12 protein-coding genes are annotated in these 16,503 nt (G+C 55.3%); 1 reads left to right on the top strand and 11 read right to left on the bottom strand.

Translation table 11 applies throughout. The features are described 5' to 3' along the window. Nucleotides 1–47: 47 nt before the first annotated feature. Genes SRBAKS_RS07715 through SRBAKS_RS07725 form a run of 3 tightly spaced genes read right to left on the bottom strand, consistent with a single transcriptional unit; the run spans nt 48 to nt 5,853 of the window. Entirely contained in the window at nt 48–3,218 is a 3,171-nt protein-coding gene (locus SRBAKS_RS07715; RefSeq protein ID WP_229595808.1) for a beta-phosphoglucomutase family hydrolase, read from the bottom strand. A 29-nt stretch (nt 3,219–3,247) separates the two neighbouring features. Further along, nucleotides 3,248–4,444, bottom strand: a complete 1,197-nt coding sequence (locus SRBAKS_RS07720) for a trehalose 6-phosphate synthase (RefSeq protein WP_229595809.1) — start codon at nt 4,442–4,444, stop codon at nt 3,248–3,250. A gap of 11 nt (nt 4,445–4,455) precedes the next feature. Beyond that, on the bottom strand, nt 4,456–5,853 hold the full coding sequence (locus SRBAKS_RS07725) for a DUF4139 domain-containing protein (RefSeq protein WP_229595811.1): 1,398 nt from the start codon (nt 5,851–5,853) through the stop codon (nt 4,456–4,458). Nucleotides 5,854–6,107: 254 nt separating this feature from the next. Here SRBAKS_RS07725 and SRBAKS_RS07730 point away from each other — a divergent pair, with 254 nt between their 5' ends. Further along, complete coding sequence (locus SRBAKS_RS07730) at nt 6,108–7,088, top strand: GGDEF domain-containing response regulator (protein WP_229595813.1); 981 nt, start codon at nt 6,108–6,110, stop codon at nt 7,086–7,088. 282 nt (nt 7,089–7,370) lie between these two features. Here SRBAKS_RS07730 and SRBAKS_RS07735 read toward each other — a convergent pair whose 3' ends face one another. From SRBAKS_RS07735 to SRBAKS_RS07770, 8 genes are all read right to left on the bottom strand, one after another. After that, nucleotides 7,371–7,535 carry a hypothetical protein gene (locus SRBAKS_RS07735; RefSeq protein ID WP_229595815.1) on the bottom strand — a complete coding sequence of 55 codons (165 nt, stop codon included), beginning with the start codon at nt 7,533–7,535 and terminating at the stop codon, nt 7,371–7,373. Between the two features lie 232 nt (nt 7,536–7,767). Then, a complete protein-coding gene (locus tag SRBAKS_RS07740; protein WP_229595817.1) occupies nt 7,768–8,430 on the bottom strand; it encodes a LexA family transcriptional regulator in 663 nt (220 codons plus the stop codon). Nucleotides 8,431–8,627: 197 nt separating this feature from the next. Further along, nucleotides 8,628–10,826: a ribonuclease R gene (gene rnr / locus SRBAKS_RS07745; protein WP_229595819.1), complete on the bottom strand. Its 2,199-nt coding sequence runs from the start codon at nt 10,824–10,826 to the stop codon at nt 8,628–8,630. Next, the gene (lpxK, locus tag SRBAKS_RS07750) at nt 10,813–11,976 is read right to left on the bottom strand and encodes a tetraacyldisaccharide 4'-kinase (RefSeq protein WP_229595820.1); all 1,164 of its coding nucleotides are present in this window, start codon (nt 11,974–11,976) and stop codon (nt 10,813–10,815) included. Before lpxK ends, rnr begins: the two co-directional genes overlap by 14 nt. A gap of 387 nt (nt 11,977–12,363) precedes the next feature. Continuing rightward, nucleotides 12,364–13,095 (bottom strand): Bax inhibitor-1/YccA family protein, encoded by a 732-nt coding sequence (locus SRBAKS_RS07755; protein ID WP_229595821.1) that lies wholly within the window; start codon nt 13,093–13,095, stop codon nt 12,364–12,366. Nucleotides 13,096–13,213: 118 nt separating this feature from the next. Further along, nucleotides 13,214–13,642: a YccF domain-containing protein gene (locus tag SRBAKS_RS07760; RefSeq protein WP_229595822.1), complete on the bottom strand. Its 429-nt coding sequence runs from the start codon at nt 13,640–13,642 to the stop codon at nt 13,214–13,216. Between the two features lie 39 nt (nt 13,643–13,681). Beyond that, entirely contained in the window at nt 13,682–14,851 is a 1,170-nt protein-coding gene (locus SRBAKS_RS07765) for a YibE/F family protein (RefSeq protein ID WP_229595823.1), read from the bottom strand. A 62-nt stretch (nt 14,852–14,913) separates the two neighbouring features. Continuing rightward, nucleotides 14,914–16,392 (bottom strand): alkaline phosphatase, encoded by a 1,479-nt coding sequence (locus SRBAKS_RS07770; RefSeq protein ID WP_229595824.1) that lies wholly within the window; start codon nt 16,390–16,392, stop codon nt 14,914–14,916. Nucleotides 16,393–16,503 lie beyond the last annotated feature (111 nt).

Genomic DNA, 16,503 nt, shown 5'->3' on the forward strand with positions numbered 1-16,503 from the left:
TGCGAGGCGCTCATTCAAGAGGAGCGTCACAATTTACTGTCTACGAATCACTGTATTGGCCGCCTGGCTTCCACGGTCATGCCGGGCTTGAGATCATACTCCTTGCCGAAGATTTCAACCGGCACGATCTTGTCGCCCGTATGGTAGGCGGTCATGTTCACCCGGTCTGCCTCGATAACCAGATCAAACCAGATGGAGCGCCAGATAAAGCTCAGTTTCATCTCGCCCCAATGGGGAGGTAAATCCGGGTCCACCTTCATCGGCATGGAGGACAGGTTCAACCCGGCGAAGTCCTGTTTAAGGACCTCCAGGGTTCCTGCCATGACACCGGTGTGCACGCCCTCGACAGTGGTGCCGCCTTGGGTGTCATTGATATCTGACTCCATGGCCTCCATGAACCAATCCCATGATATTTCACTGGAGTAGATGTACTTGGAAATAACCGCATGTACAACCTTGGACAATGTTGAGCCATGGGATGTCCGCTTCTCGTAGAAGTCGTAGTTGGCCTCCAGCAACGACAGCGGATTGTCCACGTTGTGTCCCAACTGAGTCAGAATGCGAGCCACTTCGTCCGGCTCCAACAGGTACCAGGTCATGAGCGTGTCCGCCTGCTTGGCGACCTTGTAATGATCCGGATTGTCTCCTTCGGCCTTGAGAATCCGATCCATGCGGTGGATGGAATAGAACCGCTTGCGATACCCGTCCCAATCCAGCTCATCCAGATCCATATAGCCGTCAAACTGACTGATGATCCCGTCTTCGTTCATGATCACGTTGAGTTTGGTCGTCATTTCCCGCCACTTGAAGATTTCCTCTTCTGTCAAACCGATCTTGGCCACAACCTGCGCGCGCACCTTGGGCGGCAACTCGTCAAGAATGGCGAGCGATTTTTCGAGCAGCCAGACCACCATTATATTGGTGTAGGCATTGTCGCGCACTCCCGGTTCCTCTGATCCGGGCAGCGCCTCATGGAATTCATCCGGCCCCATTATGCCATCTATGTGATACTTGTCAGTAGCCTCTTCATAGGTCGCGATACCGCCCCAGAACCGGGCAATATCAAGCATCAACTCCGCCCCGTAGTCCCGCAGGAAACGTTTGTCTCCAGTCCAGGAGACGTAGCGCCAGGCATTGACGAACACAGCGATGGAGACATGCCGTTGGCGGCGGGACAGATCCGGTCCCCAATTGTCGGCATCGGGGTTGTAATGGACTTCCTGGGTCTCCTCGGAACCATCATCCGCTGTCTGCCAGGGATACATGGCCCCGATATACCCGTTCTCCCGGGCATATTCACGCGCGGCATCCAACCGGTTGTACCGATACATGAGCAGCGCCTTGGAAATTTCCGGAAAGTTCGTGTCAAAAAACGGCTGGATATACACTTCATCCCAGAAGATATGGCCGCGGTAGGCCTCGCCGTGCAGACCGCGCGCAGGCATGCCCGCATCCCGATTGACATTGTGCGGGCTGGCCGTAACCAGCAGGTGATAGATATGCAGTCGCAGTACGCGCTGGACGAACCGATCGCCAGTGACGCGGATGTCCGCCTTCTGCCACAGGGCCTTCCAGTTCTTGGCATGCGGGCCATGCACCCCCTTGAAGGTACGCATGTTTTTCAGACCGTCCAGGCACATTTCCTTGAGATCGCCGGGTTCCCTGTCAAGGGAGGTGCGCACATAGACGAACTTTTCAATGGAATAGCGATGGTTCTCTTTGACATTGACCTGCATTTCTTCGGAGATCTTGGCCCTGTCCCGAACATAGTCCTTTCGGACGGTGAGCATCTTGCCGTCTTCCTCAACCTTGGTCTTGGACGTCATGACGATCTGGTAGCGGGAATGGGAGGTCTCCACATGCAGGAAGAAGCCGTCTCCGGCCTTGCCACCGGCCACCTGATTCAGATGATGGGTATTCAGACTGGCATAGCGAGCCACGCCGTCATTGCTCACATTGCCGTCAATGGAAGAACGGATGGTCAACCGGGCTGAATAGTTGAGTGGCGTATAGTTGATCTTCATCGCCAATTGGTGCGGGTCAGCCATGGAAGCCACCCTTCGTGACGAAATACGGGTGATGCGCCCGACCTGATCCTTGACGACCAGGTACCGCTCCATGACGCCTTCACGCATGTTCAGCCTGTGACTATAGCTCAACATCTCCATGGATAACGGGCTGGTAAAATCACCAGTCCCGATCTTGAATTCAACAGGCAACCAGTTGGGGCAGTTGACAAAATCATTATTCCATATTTCACGTCCCTGGACCATGCTCGGAGTCTTGTTGAACACTCCGGAGATATAGGTGCCGGGGTTGAAATAGTACGAGGAGCACTCGCACTCATAAGCTCCCCGCGTCCCGAGATAGCCATTGCCCACGGTGGTCAGCGTCTCACGCAACTTTTCATCACCAGGATCAAAGCCGTTGTAACTGAGATACCACTCATCCGTGGCCATGCCGGTCTCAAACCATTCAAGGAGATCGAATACGGATATTTCACCGAGATCGGAGACAACCTTGTCCGCGCCGAACCGCTTCAGCATCTCGCCCGGCGTGTTTCTGGCCACTCCCAGCGTCAAACCGAAGTTCCCCATGCAACCGGCCTGCACGCCTGAAATAGCGTCCTCCACGACCACGCATTCGCCCGGTGATAACCCCAGATTCTTCGCCGCTGCCACAAAAATGTCTGGCTCTGGCTTGCCCTTGAGTTCCAGTTCTGCAGACACCACGCCATCCACCTGCGTCTCAAACATATCCTCCAGCCCGGCCAGCTTGACCACCAAAGAACAATTGCGGCTGGAGGTCGCCAGACCGACCCGGATACCCTGGCTTTTAAGGTCCTTGACGAGTTGGACGGAAGAGGCAAAGACCTCCGGCCCCTGCTCCTTGAGAATATCCTGAAAAAGTTCGTTCTTCCTGTTACCGATGCCGCAGACCGAGTCAAAACCCGGTTCGCAATCAGGCGAGCCGACTGGCAACCGGATATTTCTCGACTTGAGAAAGCTCATGACGCCTTCAAAACGCGGTTTGCCGTCCACGTAGTTATGGTAATCGGCAGTGCGGTCAAAAGGCTCGAACGAGATATTCGCGTTCTCGCTGTGAATCTTCAAAAATTCGTTGAAAGCCGTCTCCCATGCCTCTGCATGGACGCGAGCGGTTCGAGTAATGACACCATCAAGGTCAAAGATAACGCCTTTGAGTGTGATTGCTGACACGAAGAACTCCTTGAATACGGTATGCCAGGCTACAGAGTGCCCAGAATGGTTACCAGCATATCAGGTTCGGGTACGATCAACGCAGAGTGCGTAAGCCCGTTTATACGAGTTGCCAGTTCAGTATTTTCAGTAACGTAAATGGCCCTGGTGTCAGGAGCCAGCTCCAGGGCGGCTTCCAACATGGGAACATCGGACCCGGTGTCGCCGCAGATGAGGTGCGGCCCCCGGAACATCTGAAGGTCCAATTCATCATTGAGATATTTTACCCCGTCCCCCTTGTCGAAATCCTTGAGCCCTTCTCCCGCCGTTTCAACGGTGAGAATGATTTCCACATCCAGGCCGGTATCTTCCATGCGGAAATTCAGCCCATCCGGGTCAAGCTCTGCCACCAGTGCTTCCAAGGTCTTCAAAAACGCCTTGGATTCGGCTTCATCAATGGACTTGCCGATGTCCTGCCGGGCAACGGTGGATTGGCCGAACTTGAATTGCAGGCCGGAGCCGATGAGCGTGAACTTTTCGTATTCGGCCCCGCTCGTCAGATCACCCAGTCGCTTGTTAAGTAATTCAATGGCCTCCTGTTTCTGCGGTGTAATGCTCAGACGACGAACGCGGCCCTCCAGGTCCAGGCACTCCCGTCCCTTGGAAGCCGCATAGTAGATTTCACCCTCCGGGTTGACGCTGATCTCAATAAGCCCGTCCAATGGGGCCGAGGTCAGAATCACCGGCCGTTTCGCCTTGTTCAGGGCAAAACGGGTCAGAAAAACCGCATTGTAAATGGACTGAATCGAGGTAAGGTATCGAGCGCAATAGTTGTTGATGGTCCCGTCACGATCAGTGATAAACCCGTTCACATCCAATCCATTGAGCAACTCATGTCCGGCTCGAACGTGCTCCTCAAAGTTCGGATGCAGGTCGGAGAGCAGATCGAGGAACGTCTCCTCTCCTTCCTCCAGATAGAAGATATCCTTCCTCAATTCGTTGATCTCGTAATCCATATCAAGAGAGATGGTCCTCTCGCCATCCAGCGACAGGACCTTTTTCCCCTCGGACTCCGATACATCTTCGAGCGTGTCCAACCCGTTCTGTAACGAGGCAACGCTCCGTTCAGGTACTGCGTCACCATTGATGATGGCATTGACCGCATTGAAGCGAACAGCGCGTGTGGCCGCCATGAGCGCATAAAAACCTTTGAGTGTCTTCAGTTCATTTCGTTCGATTTCGACCATGATGTGCACCTCTAATATGTGATCCTGACGGTGTAGGTGATGACCTTGGGCACGCTTGTGAGACCGGAGATGTTAAACGCGATGGTGGAACCATCCACCTTGGAATACGGCACGTCTGCCTTGATCACTTCCCAGTCGCCGGGGAAGGAGTCGAGCAACTTCAGGTCCTGCGGCTTGGCGTTGCCATTGGTGGCAGTGATTTCCCAGGTCATGGTAAACGCATTCTTGCCGATCTTTTCATAGTTCTTCTGAACACGCTCCACATTCACGTCAAAGGAACGGCCGAGAACCAGACGGACCTCTTTTCCTTCTGCCTTGTGCCCCACGGCGACTTCACCTGCCAGCAGGTTGTTGCCATCGGACGTGGGCATGAAGACACGGACCAGCCCCTCGGGCATGGGAACTCCCAACCCGTTCTGCTTGGTGTTAGTGAAGATGAGCGCCGATTCCACAGGCTGTTTCATCTCACCGCGTCGTACTGACGGGCCACTGCTGAAACGGCTGGTCAGCTCCTGGGATACTGCCACAGCCGGAGCAGAGAAAAGGCCAACCTGCTTGGTGCCGTTGGCAGGCAGGGAGATTGCGCGGTCGATCGCATAGACATGATATTGAGAAAAGGATTCCTCGGAAGCAGGAGCCGGAACAGCGTCCATGTCCATGGATTCCATGGCCATGACAGGCGCATTGCGCGTCATCCTCTTGCCCAAGGCGCGACTGACCTCACCGGCCACAAGACGAACGTCAGCCGATTTGAACATCTTTCCCGAAGTATTGGTTACCGTGGCCCACGCATCAATGGCGGCACGGGCACCATCCTTGTCCACAGTCATTGTATAGTCGGCCCGCCAATTGAGCCCACCCATGAGATAGCTCAACGAGACGCCTTTCGTCCCCTTGTCCGCGCTGTCCGTGGTCAAGGTCAGGGTCGGCTCCGCGTTCAATCCTTTGGGCAGTTCCGGCAAAAGAATGGCGTCATAGTCACCGACATAGACTTCCTTTCCGGTGATAAAGACAGGACCATCCTGATTGGAAACCAGCGTGGCCTTGCGCAGGATGCGCGCATTGGCATCCGAAGGATCGGGAAGAATAACCGTCAACTCCTTGCCCACGTAGGCGTCCAGCAGATTTCTGACAGTTATGGGCGTATAGCTGTACGCTATATCATTGACTGTCATGCCTTGCGCAAAAGCCCGAATAGAGGTGGGGTCCAGGGTTTCGGGAACATCGGTAAAGACCACAGCCGCCGCGCCTTTGGGCAGGGTGACCACACGCGTCTCCCGGACCTGTGCACGGCCCGAATTATATACGGCTATAAACGCACCACTTCCAGCAGCAAAAGAAGGAAGCGGAAGGAGTGAGAGAGCAAAGAGAAAGAGCATCAGGGCAGCAGAAAATTTGAACCGAAACATCGGACCTCCGAATATAGATGGGGCTGAACAACACAGCTCGTTATCAGTACTTACCGTTCAAGGTACACCGCACCAAATTTTTTTGCAAAATAATAACACAGATTATTACATCATTTTTACAGTCGAATGCAAAAAAACGGATCAGGCCGAAAAGTAACGGCTGACAACGGAAGATATGGACGCAAATACCCGCCCATATTACTGAAAATAGGGGGTCGCAAAAAGTATAGATCTTTGCTAAAGAATCTGTAGTCATGAAAATTCTCTTAATTAACGACCTCATCGCCAATGTGGAGATTATATCCGACACCCTGAAAGCTGCCGGATATAATGATCTATTTTCAGTATCTACGCTGGATCAGGCCTTGAAATACATAGGTACTTCTCTCGACTCTGACACACCGGTGGATCTGATACTGCTTGACCTGGATATTCATGACACGAATGGCATTGGCGCCCTGCTGACGATCAAATCGCACCGCACATTTGAAGATATTCCGATAATCGCTCTCACGGCAAACAAGGAATCCGGCATCCTGGACCGGGCGTTTGCCGCCGGGGCCTCCGACTACATAGTCACCCCCATCTGCCCCATCGAACTGAGGGCGCGTGTCCGTTCCGCTCTGCAACTCCGCCGGGAAATGCTCAAGCGGATGTTCCGTGAACAAGAGCTGGAACATCTGGCCCGGCGTCTGGAACGCATGACCAATCTCGACGGCCTGACCGGCATCGCCAACAGGCGCTGCTTTGATGACACACTGGTTCGCGAGTGGGTGCGCAATGGCCGGGACGACAGGCCCATCGGGCTGCTCATGATCGACATTGATCACTTCAAAAAATACAACGACTCACTCGGGCACGTCGTGGGCGACACCTGTCTCTGCTCCGTTGCCAGGGCAATCCAGGCAGCCACCCACCGGCCGGGCGATCTCGTGGCCCGATACGGCGGCGAAGAGTTCGCCATCATTCTGCCCAACACCGATTACGAAGGAGCCTGCTCCGTTGCCGAGGCCATCCATACAAACCTCGCCAAATGCAACCTGCATCACCCCTGCTCGCATGAAACCGAATCGGTAACCGTGTCCATCGGCGTTTCCTCTGGCGTCCCGAACTGCAGCAATTCGCCGGAACACCTGCTCAAAGCCGCGGACAACGCTCTCTATCTCGCCAAACAATCAGGCCGCAACCGAACAAAATCCGTCAACCTCCCCCGCACCAAGGATATTCGCCAGTAAATGTCATCAACCGGATGACTACAGAAAGCACGCTTTCGTTCTCCATTTCCTGACCGACCACAGATTTTTTTTCATCTCAGCCATTCAGTTGCAAAGCCCAAGGCAAAAGCAGAACCGCCGCGCATTCCGATACGCAAGGGCCTGCTTACGCAATAGCAATGCGGCAGATGAACGACTGAGGGCAAAAAACAAGGGCCATGCGCTCCAGGGAGTGCGCATGGCCCTTGCCAACAGGGATGGGTGGACTGAAACCCTCAAGGATAGGGTGTCCGCCCGGAACAATTATCTCAGGAAATGTATGGAGAGGTAGGTCCCGCAACAGGGGCAGACCTTGACTGGAGAAACGACCGTGGAATCATCCACGATAACTGGCTCCCAGGGAAGAAAGCCATCAAGGGTATACTGCACCATCAACTTGTGACCACACTTGCAAAAACGTTCCTGCATGACTCTCTCCTTAGTATACGGGCGCCGCAGCGCAGTTGTTATTCTTTTAGCCCCAACGTGACTCTTTGATAAACAACTCAGCCTGTTTTTGTCAACTATTTTTTTACACTTTGTATCACTTTGATCTACAATCTGTCCTTTAATAAAAATAAATCAATCATATCAAGAACAAACAAAACCCCCGCACCGTGTACACGGTACGGGGGTTTTGTTTGTCTACAATATGCAATGATCAGCGATACTCTCTCGAAGCCCACAAGACCTGGCCTATGACCCGGACATTGTTCAGCTCGTCGCCCGAAAGATGGATAGGCGAATAATCCACGTTGTCGCTACGCAGTACCAATGTACCGGGCAGCCGTTCAACCCGTTTCACCATAACCGTGTCTTCCACGCCAACGGCATAAATGCCGCCGGAAAGCACATCGGATCGGGACTGATCGATAAGTACCAGATCCCCTTCCTTGATCTCGGGTTCCATGGAATTTCCTATGACTTCCATGAGCACCATATTGGCTGGATTACCGCGTCGGTTCAGCCAATCCGAACGAAAGGAGTAATAACCTTCCACCAGCCCTTCTGTCTCAAAGGACCCGCCACCGGCACACAGCCGAGCGCGCACTTTGGGGACTTCTTCATAGCAGGCCCCCTCTTCCACTGCAGCAGCTATGGCTGCTTCCGGCCGAGGAAACCCCTTGCCCTGTTCCAACCAGAGCGGGTTCAGTCCGAACCGCGCCGACAGGTCGAGAATCCACCGTGCAGGTACGGAATCCTTGCGCTTGGCAAGTGACACCGCGGCCCGGCCGACATCCAGCTCACGGGCAAGCTGGGATTGATTTTTGATTTCCGTCTCTGAACAAAGCCTCTCGAAAAAAGACTCGAATCCGTTACTCATTGTTGCGCCTTAGTTAATATAGTGTTGCTCTATGGAAAAAATGTTTACTAAGATTTAACTATTATGTCAACAATCGAATACATTTTTCTCCTCTCTTTGTTCACCGCACGGCAGGCAAACAGCGTGTATGTGCGCTTGCACCAAACAACACGCGCGCACAATGCACCCATACATCAGGGAGAAAACGGCGTGGAATCCTAGATCAAGTCCTTGTAATCCATGGCAGCGGCCACCACGGATTTGAGACTGAAGTTGAGTTCAAGCCGTTCAAGTGACGCTTCATCGAGCACGACCTCAACAGCCTGCCCAAGAGAAAACGCCCGGCCCGTGCGCTCGCCAACCAGCATCTCGCGCTGTGACCAGTAGGTGTAATAGTCATCGTCCATTGTGGACAATCGGACCAATCCCTCGGCCATGACTTCCTTGAGTTCCACATAGAATCCAAAGTCCGTGATATGCGAGATTACACCGTTGAACGACTCGCCCACATGGTCACGCATGAAGAGCACGGTCACGCGCTTGAGGATTTCGCGTTCGGCGTCCATGGCCACACGTTCGCGCCCAGAGATATGCCCCGCGACATTCTGGAGTTTTTTCTGCCCAGGCAACGGCATGGCCGTCGTCTCTTCGCCTTCAAGGGCAATGGCGGCCTTGACCAACCGATGGACCACAAGGTCGGCGTACCGGCGGATGGGTGACGTAAAGTGCGCGTACTCCTCGCTCGCAAGCCCGAAGTGCCCTTCGTTCTCCGGCGAGTATTTTGCCTGCTTCATGGACCTGAGCAGCATGCGGTTGACCACATACTCCTTGTCCGTGCCACGCATGGAGGCCACCAGCATTTGCAGCTTCTTGGGTGTAATCTCCTTGGGCATGACAATGGATTTATCCGTCTTGGACAACAGCCGGAACATATTCTTGAGCTTTTCCTCATCCGCAGGCGGATGGATACGGAAGAGACAGGGCAGGTCACGCTCGATGAGGTAATGCGCCACGGCCTCGTTGGCGGCGATCATAAACTCCTCAATGAGCTGATGGGCAAAATTGCGCTGACGAGGCCGGATATCCGTGGCCTCGCCGCTGGCATTGAAAAATATCTCCGGTTCCGGCAGGTCGAAATCAAGCGATCCGCGCTTGGAGCGAAGCTTGTTGATTTTTCGCGCCAGTTCTTCAGCCAGCTCCAGCATGGGCAGCAGCGGTTCCAGTTCTTTTCTGACGGCCTCATCCTTATCGATAATAGCCGCTTTGACCTGGGTATACGTCAATCGTGCGTGGCTCTCGATAACCGCCGGAAACAGCGTTGCCGATCGGGTGAGACCGGCCTCGTCCGTGTCCATGCGCACCACCATGGTCAACCGTTTGACCTGGGGATTGAGCGAACACAACCCATTGGAAAGCCGCTCCGGGAACATGGGTTCCACAGACCGTGGGAAATAGTACGAATTACCGCGCTCCAAGGCTTCCTTGTCCAGCGGGGTCCCCTCATTCACATAGTGCGCCACATCGGCAATGGCGACCCAGAGGCGGTATCCTTTGGGCAGACGTTCCACCAGAATGGCGTCATCGAAATCCCGGGCCGTGGCCCCGTCGATGGTCACGAACTGCTTGGCACACAAATCTTTTCGACCTTTGAAATCCTTTTCGGACGGCTCCGAAGGCAATCCCTCGGCCTGACCGGCCGATCCGGACGGAAAACGTGTACGGATATTGTGATTCGATTTGACCATGGCCTCCTGCACAGCCACGTCTGTCTCGGCTCCGAGTACCTCCGTGATCTCCCCTTCCCACATGGTCGGGTCGATCTTTTCACCGGGCGCGCACATGACGATATCGCCCACCGTGATCGCAAGCGAAGCCTCCTTGAGCGAGGCGATAATGCCGAACCCGAGGCGAGGGTCACTAGGCCGACACAGCCAGTCGCCGCCAGTCATGCGCTTGATGATCTTGGCGGGCAGTTCCTTGCGGCCACGCTCCAGCACCCGAATAATTCGGCCCTCGGCGTTACGACCGGCCTTGGGTTCGCCGAACACGGACACAACGACCTTGTCTCCATGCCATGCGCCTCCCAGATCGCGCTGATTGACAAAAACATCTCTGCGCCGGGCGTCTTCGGGCACCACAAAGCCAAATCCCTGACGCTGAATCTCCAGCCGTCCGGTGATACAGTGCATGGCGTCCGCCAGGCCATACCCTCTGCGAATACGAATGAGCTTGCCCTGCCGGACCAGCTCCTTGAGCATATCCTTGACGTTGCGCTTGTCGTTTTTCTTGAGCTGAAGCTGACGGATCACTTCTGCGCGCGACAACGGCCGCTGCACTTCCTTGAACAACTTGAGCAAAGCGCTCGGAGCAAGGGGCGGCTTGGAAGGCCTGGGTTGCTTGCGTTTATTTTTTGCCATCATCCGGCTCCTGTAATTCCGTCATTTCGCCCGCTCGCCGGGCCTGTAAATCCGCTTCATACTCCACCCGGTCCGCACGCCTGAGATCGAAGGCACCGTACCTGCGGCCCCACCAGGTCTCAAAGGTCGTGTCCTTGGCGATGGTCGACGGCCCGAAGTCCACACGCAGATTGAACTGCCAGAACTCTTCGGTACACATGGGACCCAACTTGACCGCATCCTTGGGCGTACACAAAATCCTTTTGCAGCCCAGCTTTCTGGCCCTGTCGAGCATGTTCATGACGTTATACTTGGTATATGTATGGTGATCCTTGAAAATCATGTGATCCACAGGTGAATACCCGAAATAGGCCTTGGCCGTGCGCTGGACCTGCTCAGGATCGCCCACACCGGTGACCAGCAGATAGCTTTCCGTGGCAAACCCGAGGGCGGTCTGCCCGTCAACCACGCGCCGTACCCCGGTGGGCTGGATCTGAAACGTGAACAGCGGTTTGTGCAAATGTCCCAGCCGCTCCTCGATGAACGGCTCGAGTCGTTCAAACCCCCTGGGACCGGTCTTGATCATGAAGGCATCGGCACGAGCCAGGGCAGCCTTGGGTTCACGCCAGGACCCCGCGGGAACAACCCGGTTCCACTCTCCGATGAGATCATCGGGCTTGAGAAGCACCAGATTGAGATGCCGCTTTACGGCCATGTGCTGAAATCCGTCGTCGAGAATAAGCAGATCCGGTTGAAATTTCTTGATGGCCATCTTTCCGGCGCGGGTCCGGTTCGGGTCCACAACAATATGTGCCTTCAGGTGATCCCGTGCCAACATCAACGGCTCGTCACCGGCTTCCTCGGCCAATGCCTCGGGATGCACCTCGTACGGAAGAGAGACCGCCTTGGAACGATAACCGCGAGTAAGCAGCACCGCCTGCACCCCATTGGTCTCGGCCCAACCAAGCAGCCAACCGGCCACAGGCGTCTTGCCGGTGCCGCCCCAGCCAATGTTGCCCACGGACACCGTCAGTACGGGCGGCTCCCAACTCGGCATCAGCCCACGATTGAACAGCTTCTCGCGCACGCGCATGCCAGCCCCGTACACCCAGGAAAAGGGTTTGAGCACAGGGGTGAGCGAGCGTTGCATCTCGGTTACGACATCAGACATGGGCCTCCAAGGGTATCAAGCATCCTGAGTATATACGTTGCTCCTCCCAACGTGGCAAGGCGCAAGAAGAGGGGGGGAGGAGGCTTGAAGCCGCCTTTGGCTGCGATAATTGGGTGATTTCGCCTCCGGCGGGCAAGGACTCGCGCCCTTGCATCCCTTTTGTGCACCTGCGGTGCGGGTTGGCTTTTTCCCTTGCTACTCATAAAATAGTCTTCCCCATGCAATATCGCACCATAGGTGCCAAACAGGATTCCAAAGGACATGTCCTTTGGCCGCCGGAGGCGAAATCATCCGACAAATCGCCGCCAAAGGCGGCTTCCACCCTGATCTAAAAAAAAGGGCCGCACCCGACAAACGAGTGCGGCCCTGATGATGCGTGTGAACCGGTTATCTGCGGCTGCCCATGAGGCGCAGCAGCATGAGGAACAGGTTGATGAAATCAAGATACAGGGTCAGGGCGCCCAGGATGGAGCCGCGCCTGATGGCTGTGGCATCACCCAGAGGGACATTCTCGCCCATGGTCTTGAGCTTCTGCGTGTCATACGCTGTGAGGCCCAGGAAGATGATCACGCCGATAACGGAGATGGCAAAGGACATGGCCGAGCTTTGCAGGAACATGTTGACGACCATGGCGATGATGATGCCGATCAGCCCCATGAAGAGTAGACTGCCCCAGCTCGTGAGGTCCTTCTTGGTGATCATGCCGTAGGCGGACATGGCACCAAACATGCCTGCGGTACAGACAAAGGTCGCGGCCACGGATTCAGCCGTATACATCAGCAGAATGGGCGTCAGGGTCAGCCCGTTCATGGCGCTGTAGACCAGGAACAAGCCTGTGGCCATGCTGGCGCTCATGGTCCCGATCCGTGCGCCCAGATAGAAGACAATACCGAGTTCGGCGAACATCAGTATCCAGACAAGGCTGGAAATGCCGATGGAGCCGTCTGCCCGAAAAGAAAAGACAAGCTGCTGCAAAGCCGGGGTAGTGGCAGTCAGAAATGCGATGACAGCGGTCAGCCCCAGGCCTGCGCTCATCCAGCCATAGACACCACGCATAAACGCATTAACCAGCTCGGCCTTGGCCGTGCCTGAACGTTGCATGCTGGGATATTGAGCCATTGTTATTCCTCCAAATGGATTTCGTATAAAAAGATCGGGATACTCCCGACATAGAGTCTATCTAAGCAGCTTTGCACTCCATGGCAAGGGGCTGCACACTTTTGCACAAGGATTATTGCTACCGAATGCCGTGCAGCCTTTCCGCCTCCTCCACCGTGACCGTAGTCAGCCCGATGGGAGCCAGGGTAAATCCGGCCAGCTTGAGATGCTGCCAGCCCCAGGGGATGCCGATGATGGTCACGAAACAACCGAGCGCCGCCATGATATGGCCCAGACAGAGCCACCAGCCCGCAAAGACGAACCAGATGATATTGCCCACCACGCCCCAGTCCGAAGTGCCCGCATCCTTTTCGCCGGTAATCAGATCACGCCTGACAAGGGTGCGCCCAAAGGGAAGCAGGGAGAACCGGGCAATGACAAACGCACTGCGCGCCCACGGGATGCCGATAATGGTGATGGCCAGCAAGCACCCTGCAAACAACCACCCAAGGGCCATGACCAGCCCCCCGATGATCCACCAGATAAGATTGCCGAGAATAGACAACATGGTCGCTCCTTTACGTTGGGAATTTCGTACGGTGTTCGCCTATCTTGGCCCCAACGTCAATATTGAAGAGCCGTTTTTTTTCTTCTCGCTCCCCACAAGGAGCATGCCGCCGACGATGGCGGTGAACGGCGCGACAGTGACCAGCCCGAAGCTGCCGACCAGCGTCTTGAGGACCTCGGCGGCCACATAGATGAAATTGAAGGTGGAATCGAGCGGTATACCCTGAGCCATGAAGGCCATCAGCAACGTCATATACCCGCCGGAATAGGCCAGAAGCAGCGTGGTGGTCATGGTGCCGACCACGGCACGCCCCACTCGGATGCCGGACCAGACCGCTTCCACACGAGATATCCCCGGCTTCTTGTGCACCACCTCGCTCATGGCCGAGGCCACATCCATGGCCAGATCCATGACCGCGCCGGACGACGCCAGAAACACTCCCGCCATGAAGATACGGGTCAGGTTGAGATGCCCGTACCCGGAATAGAGCAGGGTCTCGGCAAAGGGCATGACCGCCCCGTGGACGTGAAATTTGTTGGTGAAGTAGACACCCAGTGCACAGCTGGAAACCACACCGAGGAAGGCTCCGAGAAAGGCTGTCAGCCCTGTTCGGTTGATACCCGCCACCAGAAAGATGATACCGGCACACAACAGCGCGACAACACTGAGCGCCAGCCAGACCGGGTCCATGCCCTTGAGCAGGAGCGGCACCAGCACCTTCCACATGGTCATGCCCGTAAAGACAAACGACAGCAGGGCCTTGAATCCGGTAAGCCCTCCAAACAGCAGCAGCAATGTCGTGAACAGGCCGAGCAGGAAAAGCTCCAGCCCGAGCCGGTAGTGGGCCTGCGGATTGACGTAGATGACCTTGCCACTCGCATCCAGCGTCAGGATGACATAGACCTTGTCACCCTGCTGAAAAATCTTGTCCCGATCCAACTGCCCCAGCAATTGATTGTTGCCGGTGAATTCCTGTCCTTTGAACGGACCATCCAACACCTTGAGCGTGACCGCCTGCTCCCCGGCTCGGATCATGCCCAGATTCTGGATATTCCCGTTATCCACGGACACCACAGTCCCGCTGCAACGTACCGCGTCATTGTCCTTGTTCTTCTCAAATCCGGTGGGAAGGAAATACAACGCCCCGGTCACAACGATAAAAAACGCGACGAGCAGCCAATCGCGATAACTCTTGCTGGATAATTTCATGATGTCCTTGAAAAAAACGGGCGAGCCTGCATCCGGCTCGCCCGCAATGATCTCTGTAGTGTTTAGTTGGTAGCCATCTGTTCCATGGAGGAGTCGACAAACTGCGCCTTGGCGGGCAGGCCCATGGCTCCCATGATCTTGGTTGCCACGTCCTTGTTGTCATAGCTGCCGTTAAAGGTCAGGGCAGACACGCCGATGGCGGAGGTGGACACGGGCACGCCGGTGTGCTTGTAGGACGTCCAGCCCAGACCGGCCTTCTGATTGAGCACGTGAGTCAACGTGACGGACAAAGGATCATAGCTGCCGTACAGCAGGTACTCGGAGCCCTTGACCTTGTCGCCGCTCATGGAACGCTCGAACGCAGTCTTGATATCAGCGGCCTGATAGTCGGCCAGAACCATGGGGTCTTTCTTGGCGTCACCGTCAAACTTCAAGCCAAAGGCGGCGGTGATGATGGGCTTCATGGCAGCAAAGTCACCGCCCTTCTTCTTGAAATCGACCAGGGTTTCATCGGTGAACTTCTGAAACGAGACATTCTGGGTATTCAGGATATCGTAGTTAGAGCCATACTTGGTACCAGCGAAACCAAGGGTCAGGCCGCCACACTCATGGTCACCGGTGACCACGATAAGGGTCTCCTTGGGGTGCTTCTCATAGAATGCGAGGGCCTCTTTCACGGCATCGTCAAAAGCGAGCGTGTTCTTGATGGCCGCTGCGGCGTCATTGGCGTGGCATGCCCAGTCGATCTTGCCACCTTCGACCATGAGGAAAAACCCCTTGTCGTTATCCAGCATTTCAATGGCCTTGGCAGTGAACTCGGGCAGGGTGATGTCCTTGCTGCTCATGTCCATGACATAGGGAAGCGCCTTGCCGTCCTGCAGCCAGGCGTTCCAGGCGAGAACCTTGCCGTCACCCGGCTTCAGCGCCATGAACGCATCCTTGTTGTCGATGATCTTGTAGCCATTGGCCTTGGCCTTTTCCAGGGCGTCGCCCATGGGATCCTCGGACTTTTTGCCGGAAGGGTCTTTCAACCCGCCGCCGGCAAAGAAGTCGAAACCGGATGCGGCCAGCGCGTGGTCGATTTCGTGGTACATGTTGCGCGTCTTGACGTGCGCATAAAAAGCGGCGGGTGTGGCATGGTCAAGGGATACGGAAGAGACGATACCGACCTTCATACCGTGTTCCTTAGCCATTTCAGCCACGGTCTTGACCGGCTTGAAATTCGGATCCATGCCGATGTAGTTGATGTTGGTCTTGACGCCGGAAGCCAGAGCCGTGGCCGAAGCGGCGGAACCGGTGATAAACCGGTTTGCGGCAAAGGTTGTGGTCAAGCCCTGTGCAGGCATGGCGTCGATGGCCAGCTTCTTGCCGAGGTAGGCGGAACTGGCGGCACGCTGAGGCAGGCCCATGCCGTCACCGATAAAGAAAAAAACATATTTTGCGCCCTTGGCGTGCGCGTTCCCTACAGTAGCACCCACCATGAACATCATGGCGAGCATGAACATAAGCCCATATTTTGCTGATTTTTTTGCCAATTTCATCGAATTTGCCCTCCTGGAGCTCCTGAGTTTTAGGTTGACTCCCTACCTACGCCTTCAAGGTGACATAATTGCGTTTGAAGGCGTCGGTTGTGTCACAACAGGGCGGCAGCT

The sequence above is a fragment of the Pseudodesulfovibrio sediminis genome (assembly GCF_020886695.1).
GTDB lineage: Bacteria > Desulfobacterota > Desulfovibrionia > Desulfovibrionales > Desulfovibrionaceae > Pseudodesulfovibrio > Pseudodesulfovibrio sediminis.